This window comes from Nocardioides limicola (assembly GCF_016827675.1).
Lineage (GTDB): Bacteria > Actinomycetota > Actinomycetes > Propionibacteriales > Nocardioidaceae > Nocardioides > Nocardioides limicola.
This window is the reverse complement of record NZ_JAERJA010000012.1, coordinates 43,960-56,410: the sequence shown is the minus strand read 5'-3', so window position 1 is coordinate 56,410 and position 12,451 is coordinate 43,960. Positions and strand designations below refer to the sequence as shown.

General features: G+C 70.9%; 11 protein-coding genes. 6 read left to right on the top strand and 5 right to left on the bottom strand.

The genetic code is table 11. The features are described 5' to 3' along the window. Position 1: 1 nt before the first annotated feature. A complete protein-coding gene (locus JKG67_RS16110; RefSeq protein WP_203338366.1) occupies positions 2–2,116 on the bottom strand; it encodes a S9 family peptidase in 2,115 nt (704 codons plus the stop codon). An 89-nt stretch (positions 2,117–2,205) separates the two neighbouring features. Between JKG67_RS16110 and JKG67_RS16105 the strand changes: the two genes are divergently transcribed. Both JKG67_RS16105 and JKG67_RS16100 read left to right on the top strand, forming a co-directional pair. Then, positions 2,206–3,060, top strand: coding sequence for an SDR family oxidoreductase (locus JKG67_RS16105; RefSeq protein WP_203338365.1), 855 nt, complete (start codon positions 2,206–2,208; stop codon positions 3,058–3,060). Positions 3,061–3,105: 45 nt separating this feature from the next. Next, a complete protein-coding gene (locus tag JKG67_RS16100) occupies positions 3,106–4,323 on the top strand; it encodes a GAF domain-containing protein (protein WP_307816601.1) in 1,218 nt (405 codons plus the stop codon). Positions 4,324–4,437: 114 nt separating this feature from the next. Here the strand turns inward: JKG67_RS16100 and JKG67_RS16095 are convergent, their stop codons facing one another. Continuing rightward, positions 4,438–5,253, bottom strand: coding sequence for a DsbA family oxidoreductase (locus tag JKG67_RS16095; protein ID WP_238998576.1), 816 nt, complete (start codon positions 5,251–5,253; stop codon positions 4,438–4,440). A gap of 59 nt (positions 5,254–5,312) precedes the next feature. Here JKG67_RS16095 and exaC point away from each other — a divergent pair, with 59 nt between their 5' ends. Further along, positions 5,313–6,836, top strand: coding sequence for an acetaldehyde dehydrogenase ExaC (gene exaC, locus JKG67_RS16090; protein ID WP_203338364.1), 1,524 nt, complete (start codon positions 5,313–5,315; stop codon positions 6,834–6,836). Beyond that, on the top strand, positions 6,836–7,264 hold the full coding sequence (locus JKG67_RS16085) for a DUF779 domain-containing protein (protein ID WP_203338363.1): 429 nt from the start codon (positions 6,836–6,838) through the stop codon (positions 7,262–7,264). The genes exaC and JKG67_RS16085 overlap by 1 nt, the downstream gene beginning before the upstream one ends. On the opposite strand, the gene JKG67_RS16080 is transcribed toward JKG67_RS16085, so the two are convergent. Continuing rightward, the gene (locus JKG67_RS16080; protein ID WP_203338362.1) at positions 7,215–8,156 is read right to left on the bottom strand and encodes a LysR family transcriptional regulator; all 942 of its coding nucleotides are present in this window, start codon (positions 8,154–8,156) and stop codon (positions 7,215–7,217) included. The two genes, JKG67_RS16085 and JKG67_RS16080, sit on opposite strands and share 50 nt — an antisense overlap. A 76-nt stretch (positions 8,157–8,232) precedes the next feature. Between JKG67_RS16080 and JKG67_RS16075 the strand changes: the two genes are divergently transcribed. Next, positions 8,233–9,561: an FAD-dependent oxidoreductase gene (locus JKG67_RS16075; protein ID WP_238998575.1), complete on the top strand. Its 1,329-nt coding sequence runs from the start codon at positions 8,233–8,235 to the stop codon at positions 9,559–9,561. A 64-nt stretch (positions 9,562–9,625) separates the two neighbouring features. After that, positions 9,626–10,063 carry a hypothetical protein gene (locus JKG67_RS16070; RefSeq protein WP_203338360.1) on the top strand — a complete coding sequence of 146 codons (438 nt, stop codon included), beginning with the start codon at positions 9,626–9,628 and terminating at the stop codon, positions 10,061–10,063. A gap of 3 nt (positions 10,064–10,066) precedes the next feature. Here JKG67_RS16070 and JKG67_RS16065 read toward each other — a convergent pair whose 3' ends face one another. Continuing rightward, on the bottom strand, positions 10,067–11,614 hold the full coding sequence (locus JKG67_RS16065) for an adenylate/guanylate cyclase domain-containing protein (protein WP_203338359.1): 1,548 nt from the start codon (positions 11,612–11,614) through the stop codon (positions 10,067–10,069). 31 nt (positions 11,615–11,645) lie between these two features. Beyond that, the gene (locus JKG67_RS16060) at positions 11,646–12,437 is read right to left on the bottom strand and encodes an enoyl-CoA hydratase/isomerase family protein (RefSeq protein WP_203338358.1); all 792 of its coding nucleotides are present in this window, start codon (positions 12,435–12,437) and stop codon (positions 11,646–11,648) included. Positions 12,438–12,451 lie beyond the last annotated feature (14 nt).

Below are 12,451 nucleotides of genomic sequence, written 5' to 3'. Positions count from 1 at the left end.
CTCAGCCCAGCACCTCGGGCCACTCCCCTGCCTCCCCCAGCACGTGCTCGGCCAGGTAGGCGGTCACCACCTGGTACCAGACCTTGGCGTGCTGCGGACTGAGCACCCAGTGGTTCTCGTCGGGGAAGTACAGGAACCGGTGCACGGTGCTGCCGTCCTCGGCGGCCGGTAGGGCCGACTTGGTCAGCAGTTCCTGCCACAGACGCAGTCCCTCCCCGATCGGCACCCGGTAGTCCTTGTCACCGTGGATGACCAGGATCGGGGTGGCGATCTTGTCGACGAAGCGGTGCGGACTGTTCGCCAACGCCATCTCCGGGGTCATCTCCCGGCCCCAGTAGTACGCGTGGTCGGTGGTGGTGCCGAACCCGTCCATCTCCCACAGGCTGGCATGGGTGACGATCGCGTCGAACCGGTCGGTGTGCCCGGCCACCCAGTTGGCCATGTAGCCGCCGAACGACCCGCCCATCGCCGCGGTCCGGGTCTCATCGATCTCCGGTCGGGCCTCGACCGCGTCGGTGATCGCCATCAGGTCGGTGAAGGGCCGCTCCCCCCACCGGCCCCAGCCGCGCTGCACGAAGTCCCGCCCGTAGCCGGTGGACAGGGCCGGGTCCGGCAGCAGCACGGCGTACCCCTGAGCGACCAGCAGCCACGGGTTCCAGCGCCAGGACCAGTCGTTCCACGACCCGAGCGGTCCGCCGTGGATCCACAACAGCAACGGTGCCGGCGCCTCGTCCGAGGCGCCTGCGGGGACCGCCAGCCAGGCGCGCACCCGGACGCCGTCGTCGGCCTCGGTCTCCACCTCGGTCAGGGTTCCGGGCAGATCGGGTTCGGGCACCGGCCCGAGCAACCGGGCCGCCGGAACCGGTGCGTTGGACGCCCAGAACTCCGCCAGGTCGATCCGGACCGGCGTGTGCGGAGCGGCGTACGACGATCGCAGGGCGTAGGCGGTCGAGCCGTCGGGAGCGACACAGACACTGGAGAAGAGTGCGTCGTCGGCGGTGACCCGGTGCACGGTCTCGACATCGTCGAGACCCATCCAGAAGATCGGGCCGCGTCCGTCCGAGTCGGCAGTGATCAGGACGCCGCTGGAGTCGGGCAGCCAGGTGAACGAGGTGGGCCACCGATCCCAGCCGGCGGCCACGACCCGGGGCCCGGCATGCCCGTCCAGGGCGAGCAGGCCGATCTTGCAGTCCGGTGCGGTCTCCGGTGTGGAGCGGACGTAGTGCAGGTACACGAGGTAGCGCCCATCCGGGGAGATGGCCGGCATCTCGTACTCGTGGTCGGGGTCGTCGAGCAGGGTGCGTCGTTCGCCGGTGGCGGTGTCGAGGGCGACCAGGGTGGACCGGACGCTGGCCCCGGCCTCGACCACCGCCCAGGTGGTGACCAGGGTGGTGCCGTCGGCCGAGAGCGCCCCCTGGTGCTCGGGGCTGAGTTGGCGTCCGGCCCCGGTGAGCTGCCGCAGCGCGAGGTGGGCATCCGTGGCGGACTCGCCGTTCTCCGACACCGGCCGGGCCGGGGCGTCGGTGAGCGACCCCAGGCTGGCGACGTAGCGGCGCGGCTCCTCGGGCCCGAGGTCGTGGTCCCAGTGCCTGATCGGGTAGCCGCTGTGCAGGATCGCGGAGACCTTCTGCGTGCTGCGCGCCTTGCGAAGGTCGGCCTCGGCCTCCAGGTCGGTGGCGCTGGGCAGCACCTGGGCGCTGACCGAGACGACGTCGGCGTCCCTGGCAGTGAGGATGTTGCCGAGGCCGCCGCCGGCAGTGGCGATCACCCGGGCCTCTCCCCCGGCTGCCGGCAGCAGCCAGAGCGCTGCCTTGGGGTCGTCGCCATCCTCGGCCTTGGTGTCGGGGTCGGGTCGCGCGGAGGTGAAGAGCAGGTCGCCGTTGCTGGCGAACGCGGCCGCGGTCTCCCCTTTGGCACTGCGAGTCAGTCGCGTGGCGGGGCGAGCCCCCGCAGGGTCCACCTCCCACAGGGCGGACACGTAGCGGGTCCGCTCCGGATCGAGGGAACTGACCGTCGTCACCAGCCGGGTCCCGTCCCGGCTCAGGGTCAGGCCGGCGGTGCGTGGCAGCGCGAGATAGGCGTCGAGGTCACCGAGAGGTTTCGCTTCAGAAGGCACCTCGCCGGTCTATCACAGCACTGGGAACGCGGGCATCCGGATTTCGGCCGCCCCCCACCGCACAACTTCAATTCTGTAACCTGTTCTACATGGGAACCTATGTCGTCACCGGGTCCGCCTCCGGGATGGGCCGCGAAGTCGTCACCCGACTGGCGGCCGCCGGCCACCGGGTGATCGAGGTCGACGTCAAGGAGGCCGAGGTGACCGCCGATCTCGGCACCGCCGCGGGACGTCGCACCGCCGCCGACGAGGTGCTGCAACGGGCCGGCGGGGTGCTCGATGGTGCCGTGATGGCGGCCGGCATCGGTCCGACCCGTGGCCGCGAGCAGTTGATCGGCGAGGTCAACCACCTGGGCGTGGTGGCCCTGCTGGAGGCCTGGCGTCCTGCCCTGGCGGCGGCCGACCGTGCCAAGGTGGTGGTCTTCTCCTCCAACTCCACCACGGCCACGCCGCTGGTGCCGCGACGTGCGGTCAGGGCGCTGCTGGCCGGCGACCCGGCCAAGGCTGCGCGCGCAGTGCGCTTCTTCGGCAAGGGCGCGCCCTCGATGGCGTACGCGGCCAGCAAGCTCGCCGTCAGCCACTGGGTACGCCGCACGGCGGTCACCCCGGAGTGGGCTGGGGCGGGGATCCGGCTCAATGCCCTGGCGCCGGGCGCCATCATGACGCCGCTGCTGGAGCAGCAACTGGCCACACCCGGTCAGGCCAAGGCGATCAAGGGGTTCCCGGTGCCGATCGGCGGGTACGGAGATCCCGGCCACCTGGCCGAGTGGACGGTCTTCATGCTGTCCGAGGCGGCCGACTTCCTGTGCGGCAGCGTGGTCTTCGTCGACGGCGGCTCGGATGCCTGGTTCCGTGCCGACGACTGGCCACGCCCGGTGTCGGCGCGGCGACTCCCGGCGTACCTGCGCCGGATGAAGGAGTTCGCACGGTCCCGGGCGTCGTAGGTCGACGCAACGTGACTGCAACGTGACCCATGCCACACTGTCAGGGTGGTCGCTGAATCCGCGCCCCGCCCCGGGATGAGGGCGGAAGTCGCGGACTCCTGGCACCGGTCCGCTGCGGCGGGTGTGACGGTGGATGAGGAGTCCGCCCCGATCACGCTGCCCGAGGACGAGTTGCGTGACGTCCGGGACGCCCATCCGCTGTCGCGGGTCTTCCCGATCCTCGACGATGTGTTGGGGCAGGCCGCCCGGGACTGCGACGCGGTGATGGCCGTCTCCGACGAGGTCGGCCAATTGTTGTGGGTCTGCGGCGCCCCGAGTGCGGTCCGCCGTGCGGAGGGGATCGGCTTCGTCGCGGGCAGCAACTGGGACGAGCGGCTGGCCGGCACCAACGCCCCGGGGCTGGCACTGCGACTGGACCGGCCGGTCAGCATCGCTCGCCCCGAGCACTTCCGGCACGCGGTGCAGCGGTGGAGCTGTGCGGCCACCCCGATCCATGACCCGACCACCTCGCGGCTGCTCGGCGTACTCGACCTCACCACCGGGGACGACGCGGTGGCACCGCACACGATGGCCCTGCTGAAGGCGACGGCTCGGCTGGCCGAGGCCGAGTTCGCGCGACACGCGCTGCCGGAGAGGCCACCACAGCCTCGCCGGGCGTGGCCGCGAATCACCGTGGAGGCGCTGGGCCGCAACGACGTCCTGATCACCCTCGACGATCCCGCCAACCCGCGGACCGGCCGGCTGCGGCTCTCGCCGCGGCACAGCGAGATCGTGCTGCTGCTGGCCAGCGCGCCGCACGGCATGTCGGGCGACGAACTCTCGGTGATGCTCTACGAGGACGACGGCGGGTCCTCGACGCTGCGTGCCGAACTCAAACGGCTGCGCAACCTGCTCAGCGATGAGTTCCTCACCTCCCGCCCGTATCGCCTCGACGCCGAGATCGCCGGCGACTGGATGGGCGTGGAGGCCAGACTCGCCGCCGGCGACGTCGCGGGCGCCGTGCGCGCCTACCGCGGTCCGCTGCTGCCACGCTCCACCGCGCCCGGAGTGGTCCGGCTCCGGGAGATGCTCGGCGACCAACTCCGGTCGGCGGTGCTGCAGTCGGCACAGGCGGACCTGATGTCGACATGGACCCGGAGCGCCTGGGGGGCCGACGACTACGAGATGTGGTGCCGCCAGCGCGACGTGCTCGCGCCGGGCTCACCGCTGCGGGCGATGGCCGAGGGTCAGATCGCCCGCCTGGACCGCGAGTTCGCCCTCTGACCGATTCGATCGTCGAGTGCCGCCGAACTTGCGAGGCGGTGTGTCGAGGCCACGCCCGCGTCGGACAGTCTCGATACGCTCGCTGACGCTCGCTACTCGACCGCCGAACCGAGTTCAGACAGCGCACCCGCCGGGACCGCACTCGGTCCCGGACTCGACCATCTGCAGCACCGGGTGGGTGTCGGCCCACGCCTTGACAAGCACCTGGCTGATCGTCTCCGCCGGCTGGGCCCCGGGGACGCCGTACCGGCCGTCGACGACCGCGAACGGCACCCCGCTGGCGCCGTACTGGTAAGCCTGCTCCTGGTCGTGGAACACGTCGTCGCGGAACTCGGTGCCGGCCAACACCTCGACCACCCGTGCCTCATCGAGGCCGACCTCGGCCGCCGTCGTCCGCAACACATGATGGTCAGCCACGTTGGCGGCCTGGATGAAGTACGCCGCGAGGAGCGCCTCCTTCAAGGCACCCTGCAATCCCGGGCCGCCCTCGGCAGCGGCCAGGTGCAGCAACCGATGGGCGTCCAGGGTGTTGACCGGCCGGGACTCGTGGTGACGCCAGGTCATCCCCTCCTCGGCCGCGACCGCCTCCATCCGGTCGACCATCCGCCGCCCCGCCTCGCTGCCGCCGCCGTACTTGCGGCCCAGGTGCTCGGCGACGGTGGCGGTGGGTTCACGCTCCGCGGCCGGGTCGAGTTGGAAGGAGCGCCACACCACGTCAACCTGCTCAGCGTGCGCGAAGTCGGCCAATGCTGCCTCGAATCGCCGCTTGCCGATATAGCACCACGGGCAGACGATGTCGGACCAGATCTCGATGCGCATGCCGGTGAGAACGTCGATGCCTCCACGGATGTTCCGGTCACGGCACGTGATCCGTGAGCGAAGCCCGACACGCTGCTCGGGCCGCAACCAGCCGTCGCAACGCTTCCGCAACGTGCCGGCTCCTAGCGTCTGTGTGACACCCATCACACGCACCCCCTGAGGAGCAAGCCATGACCGTCTACAGCGCACCCGGCCAGCCCGACTCGCTGGTCACCGTGCAGAGCCGCTACGACCACTTCATCGGAGGCGAGTGGGTCGCCCCGGTGACGGGCCAGTACTTCGAGAACATCTCACCGGTCAACGGGAAGCCGTTCACCGAGATCGCCCGGGGCACCGAAGGTGACATCGAGGCGGCCCTGGACGCCGCCCACGCGGCCGCCCCGGCCTGGGGCAAGACCTCCCCCACCGAGCGGGCCAACCTGCTGAACAGGATCGCCGACCGGCTCGAGGAGAACCTCACCATGCTGGCCGTCGCCGAGACCTGGGAGAACGGCAAGCCCGTCCGGGAGACGCTGGCCGCCGACCTGCCGCTGGCCGTCGACCACTTCCGCTACTTCGCCGGCGCGCTGCGCGCCCAGGAGGGCACCGTGGGCGAGATCGACGAGAACACCATCGCCTACCACTTCCACGAGCCTCTGGGGGTGGTCGGCCAGATCATCCCGTGGAACTTCCCGATCCTGATGGCGGTCTGGAAGCTCGCCCCGGCGCTGGCCGCCGGCAACGCCGTCGTACTCAAGCCCGCGGAGCAGACGCCCTGGTCGATCCTCAAGGTCGTGGAGCTGATCGGCGACCTGCTGCCCGCCGGCGTCCTCAACGTGGTGAACGGCTTCGGTGTCGAGGCCGGCAAGCCGCTGGCCTCGTCCAGCCGGATCGCCAAGATCGCGTTCACCGGTGAGACCACCACCGGCCGCCTGATCATGCAGTACGCCAGCCAGAACATCATCCCGGTGACCCTGGAGCTGGGCGGCAAGAGCCCGAACATCTTCTTCGAGTCCGTCGCCGCCCAGCGCGACTCGTTCTACGACAAGGCCCTCGAAGGGTTCGCGATGTTCGCCCTCAACCAGGGTGAGGTGTGCACCTGCCCGTCCCGGGCGCTGGTGCAGGACTCCATCTACTCCGAGTTCGTCGGTGACGCGATCACCCGGGTGGAGAAGATCATCCAGGGCAATCCGCTCGACGACGCCACCATGATCGGCGCCCAGGCCAGCAACGACCAGCTGCAGAAGATCCTCTCCTACATCGACATCGGGAAGGCCGAGGGCGCCCGGGTGCTCACCGGCGGCGAGCGCAACGTGCTCGAGGGCGACCTGGCCGAGGGCTACTACGTCACCCCGACCGTCTTCGAGGGCAACAACGCGATGCGGATCTTCCAGGAGGAGATCTTCGGACCCGTGGTCTCGCTGACCTCGTTCGCGGACGAGGCGGACGCCCTGAAGATCGCCAACGACACCCTGTACGGACTCGGGGCCGGGGTCTGGTCACGCGACAACGGTCAGCTCTACCGGTCCGGCCGGGAGATCCAGGCCGGCCGGGTCTGGACCAACTGCTACCACGCCTACCCCGCGCACGCCGCGTTCGGTGGCTACAAGCAGTCCGGGATCGGACGGGAGAACCACAAGATGATGCTCGACCACTACCAGCAGACCAAGAACCTGCTGGTGTCCTACTCCCCCGAGCCGCTGGGCTTCTTCTGATGGATCCGACCGACTCGACCGGCGGCCGAGCCACCGGTTCCACGACGAGTCGGGTCGACGTCTCCGGTGAGGCGGCGGAGTTGCTCCGTCGCCTCACCGGCACGCACGGCCCGGTGATGTTCCACCAGTCCGGTGGCTGCTGCGACGGGTCGGCGCCGATGTGCTACCCCGACGGGGACTTCCTGGTCGGACCTGCCGACGTCCTGCTCGGCCACCTGCCGATCGGGCTGGACCGGCCGGTGCCGGTATGGATGTCGAAGGCGCAGTTCGAGTACTGGCAGCACACCCACCTGACCATCGACGTGGTTCCCGGACGCGGGGCAGGCTTCTCGCTGGAGGCCCCCGAGGGTGTCCGTTTCCTGACCCGGTCCCGGCTGCTCACCGAGGAGGAGTACGCCGCGGCCCGTGCCGTGCCGCCCACTCGATGAGGTCTCGGGCCGGGCCCGCCGGTGGGTTGACCGATCCCCGCCAGACCGCGTGCAGCCGTCGGGTCAGGTCCAGCCCGGTCACCGTGATCGCCACCAGACGACCGGTGGCGAGGTCGTCGCGCACCGCATGGGCGCCGAGCGCGGCCGGCCCGGCACCGGCCGCGACCGCCGACCGGACCGCGGCCGTGCTGGACAGCTCCAGCGCCGGGGGCACCGTCTCCCGATCCTGCAGTGCGCGTTCCAGCACCGTCCTGGTCCCCGAGCCCGCCTCCCGGACCACCAGCGGGGTGGCGGCCAGCGTCGCCGCGGTCACCCGCCGCCCCGATCGTCTCGCCCAGGCATGGTCGGGTCCGACCACCACGACGAGTTCGTCCGTGCCGACCAGTCGGTGCCTCAGTCCCCGAGGCGCGTCGGGTCCCTCCACGAAACCGAGGTCCACCGCTCCCTCGCCGACAAGTGCGGCGACCCGAACGCTGTTGGTGGCGGTCATCCTCACCTCGGTCGGGCTCTGCCCGGCCGACACCTGCTGGGCGCGCACCGCGACCAGCCACCGGGGCAGCAGATGCTCGGCGATGGTGAGGCTGGCGGCGATGGTGAGGTGATCCTGGCGGTCGGAGCGCAGCGCGGCGATCCCGGCGTCGAGTTGGGCAGCAGCCTCCAGCACCCGGCCCGCCCACTGCACCACCAACTCCCCGGTCTGCGTCAGCTCCGACCCGCGCCGGGTCCGGACCAGCAATGTCTCGCCGACCAGCGACTCCATCGTCCGCACCCGTGACGAGGCAGCCTGCTGGCTGATGCCCAGCTCGGAGGCCGCCGCACCGAGACTGCCGGTGCGGGCGACCGCGACCAACAGCTCGAGCGCGCGGAGTTCCGGCACGTGGGGGCCCAACATGGTCACAAGGCTACCTTGTCACTACCCAACCACAAGTTCGTTGTGTGACTCGGTCAGCGTCCGCAGACTCGTAGTCATGACTCTTCGTGTGGCCATCGTGGGTGGCGGACCGGCTGGCATCTACGCCGCGGACATCCTGACCAAGTCCGAGGTCGACGTCTCCGTCGACATCCTGGAGCGGCTGCCGGCGCCCTTCGGACTGGTCCGCTACGGCGTCGCCCCCGACCATCCGCGGATCAAGGAGATCGTCAAGGCGCTGCAGCGGGTGCTGGCCAAGCCCCAGGTGCGACTGCTGGCAGGCGTCGAGTTCGGAGTCGACGTCAAGTTGGAGGTGCTCCACGACTTCTACGACGCGGTGATCGTCGCCACCGGCGCGATGGCCGACCGCGACCTGGGCATCCCCGGCGAGGAACTCTCCCACGGCGCCGCCGACTTCGTCTCCTGGTACGACGCCCACCCCGACGTCGGCCGGAGCTGGCCACTGGACGCCCCGTCGGTCGCCGTGATCGGCGTCGGCAATGTGGCCCTCGACGTGGCCCGGGTGCTGGCCAAGACCGGCGACGAGATGCTGGTCACCGACATCCCCGCCCACGTATACGAGGGTCTCGCGACCAAGACCACCACCGACGTGCACGTCTTCGCTCGCCGCGGCCCGGCGTACGCGAAGTTCTCACCGCTGGAGTTGCGCGAACTCAACCACTCGCCCAACGTCGAGGTGATCGTCCACCCCGAGGGCTTCGACGTGGACGAGCAGGCGATGGCGCACGTCGCCAGCAACAAACAGGCCAAGATGGTGCTCAGCACGCTGTCCAACTGGGTCGGCCGGGAGCCGGTCGGTAAGCCGCATCGGATCCACCTGCACTTCGCCGAGGCCCCCACCGAGATCCTCGGCGACGAGACCGGGGTGACCACCTTGCGCACCGAACGCACGCGGCCCACCGATCACGGTGCCGTCGAGGGCACCGGCGTCCACACCGACTGGGACGTGCAGGCCGTCTATCGGGCCGTGGGCTACCGCAGCAGCGCGCTGCCGGGCCTGCCGTTCGACGAGCGGGCGGCAGTGATCCCGAACGACGGTGGCCGGGTGCTCGACCTGGACGGACAGCCGATCCCCGGCCTCTTCGTGACCGGCTGGATCAAGCGCGGACCGGTCGGGCTGATCGGGCACACCAAGAGCGATGCCGCCGAGACCGTCGAGCACCTGCTCGCCGACACCCGGCCCATCGCCACCGACCGGGAGCCGGCCGACGTGGACGCCTACTTCGCCGAGCGCGGGGTCCAGGTCAGCACCTTCGAGCACTGGGAGCGCCTCGACGCCCACGAGGTCGCTCTCGGCGAGGCCGAGGGTCGGGCCCGGGTCAAGGTCGCCGACCGGGCCGAGATGATCCGGGTCGGGAGGGGCTGAGCGGCGTCCCGGGCCGTCCGGCCGCCGGTGCCTGCTCGGGCACCGGCGACTAGGCTGGGGGGTGATGAGCGCCGACTACTGCGACCTGTGCGAACTGCCGCGATCCACCTGCATCCACGGCCTGCCACCGAAGCCTCCGGAGCCGGTGCGCCCGGCCGCCCCCCGGGCCACCGCCCGAGCGAAGTCGGCCGTGAAGTCGAAGCCGGCTGGGCCCGCGGTCGCCACCCGTCGAGCCACTCGACGCTGGTCGGCACCCGAGACGTTCCGGCCGCTGATCCTCCAGGTGCTGGGCGAGGCCGGTGGCACGCTGGCGGCCGAGGATCTCTTCGCCGGCGTCGAACTCCTCGCCGAAGAGCTCCTGCTGCCCGGTGACCGGCAGAAGACCCCCGAGGGTGAGCTCCGGTGGCGGTACGCCGCGCGTCAGGCACGGCAGGCGCTGATCCGCGAGGGCGTGATGATCAAGGGTGCCCCCGGGGTGTGGGAGCTCGCCGACCGCGGCTGAGGATCACTCCCTGGCCGGTGCGGGACGAGTCGGCCGCACGGGCGTCGTCGCCATCGGGGCGTACAGCTCGACAGGCTGGGCCTTGCCCTTGAGCTCCAGCACCCCGCGCGGGGTCAGCTCGGGCGGCCGGGTCAGCAAGCGGCGAGTGGCTTCGGTGATCAGGACATCGTCACCGGTCTGCCTGGTCGCCGCCTCCACCCGGGCTGCGGTGTTGACCGCGTCCCCGATCACGCTGAAGTTCAACCGGCCTGCGCCCCCGAGCGGACCGGCGACCACCGTCCCGGAGTTCACGCCCACCCCGACCGTCAGTCCGCTGTCGCCGAACGACCCGGCCGCGGCGATCTCGCAGGCTGCGGCCACCGCCCGGTCGGCATGGTCCACGTGGTGTTGCGGTGTTCCGAAGACGGCCAGCAGCCCGTCGCCGAGGAACTTGTCGACGTGTCCGCCGTGCTGCTCCACGATCGGCACGATGGTGGCGAACATCTGGTTCAGGGTGGCGATCACCTCGGCGGCACTGGCATGTTCGGCGTAGGCGGTGAAGCCGCGCACGTCACAGAAGAGGATCGACGCTTGAGCCTCGATGCCCTCGGGTGGGAAGGCTCCGGACAGGATCAGTTCCACCACGGCCTTGTCCATGTAGGTGCCGAACGCGGCCCGCATCTCCTCGCGTTCGGCCAGCCCCTGGGCCATCGCGTTCACGTCGTGGGCCAGTTCACCGAGTTCGTCGCCGCTGGTGACCGGCGATCGCGCCGCGAAGTTGCCCTCCCGCACCTGCGCCAACTGCGCCCGGATCCGGCGTACCGGGGAGGTGATCGCGTCGCCGAGCAGCACCGTGAGTTCGGTGGAGAGCCCGATCCCGACCGCCAGCGCGACCAGCACGGTGATCGCCAGCGTCGCTGCCCCTTCGCCATGGTCGAGGAGGCCGACGGTCAGCACCGCCGCGGTGGTGGTGTACGCCGGCAGCGCGAGGGTGAGCCGCTTGTGCAGGGAGGGCCCCTCCGCCCGGAAGTCGAAACCGTCCGGGAGCCGTCCGGCGATCTCGTCGACCAGGGGCCGGGCGAGCAGTTCGCCGATGGAGTAGCTGACCACGGTGGCGTAGTAGGCCGGCACCACACAGGCCAGCAGCAAGGCGCCCAGGCCGCCCCACCCCAACTCCCACTGCCAGGCGGCGAAGGCGGACGCCGGCAGCACAGTGATCAGGCTCAACCGGCCGGCGTGCCCCCGATAGGCCTCCCAGTTGCCGACGACCGTCTCCCGCCACACCTGGACGGTGGCTGCGTCCGAGGGGTCTGGGGCGGCCTGCCAGTCCCGGAACCGTGCCAACTTGGGGCGCATCCGCAGCGCGGCGTGCCCGGCCGCGGCCGCGGTGCCGCACGCGGCGACCAGGGCCACCAAGGCCACCGAACTCCACGACGTGGCGAAGTAGGTGGACACCAGCAGCACGGTCGCCAGCGCAACGAGCACGGCTGCCCCGCCCTCGGCGGCGGCCACCACCAGCCAGTACTGGGCACCCGAACGGCGGTGCAGCAGGCGCACCAAGCGAAGTCGCATGGGGGCAGTCTGGCGCGGATTCGCCGCCGTGTCAGGCGAGGCCGAAGGCAACAGCCAGTTCGCGGAACCGGGCCACCTGCGCGGTCCGTTCGGCCAGCCGCTGCTCGTCGAGGGTCCGCAACGGCGCCTGCTGCAGCAGCGCCTTGGTGCCCTGCACAGCACCCTGGGAATGTGCGGTGAGTGCGCCGATGCTGGCGGTCAGGGCCGCCTCCAGGTCCGCGGCGGGCACCACCGTCTGGGCGATGCCCAACTCACCCGCCTCGACGCCGGTCACGAACCTGGCGGTGGCACAGATCTCCAGGGCCCGGGCGTAGCCGACGGCCTCGACCAGCGGCTTGGTGCCGACCAGGTCCGGCACCAGCCCCAGCGCGGGCTCCTTCATGCAGAGCCGGGCGTCCTCGGCGACGATCCGCAGGTCGCAACAGAGAGCGAGCTGGAAGCCGGCACCGATCGCGTGACCCTCGACCACGGCGATCGAGATGAACCGGGGATCGCTGAGCAGTGCGAACGGACGCTGGTACTCACCGATGGTGTCGATGATCTCCTGGTCCGACTTGCTCAGCGTCGCCACCAGACTCCCCTCCTCCGCGCGTTTCGCCGGGTCCAGCAGGGCCAGGTCGAGCCCGGCGGAGAAGGTGCCCCCGGCGCCGCGGACCACCACGATCCGCACGCTGGCATCCAGCGACTCCAGCACGTCGGCCATCGCAGCCCACATCCGCGGGTGCTGGGCGTTGCGCACCTCGGGGCGGTCCAGGGTGAGGGTGGCGACCACCCCGTCGATGTCGACGGAGATCCCCGCCTCGGCCAGCCGTTCGTTGCTCATCGCATCCTCCACTC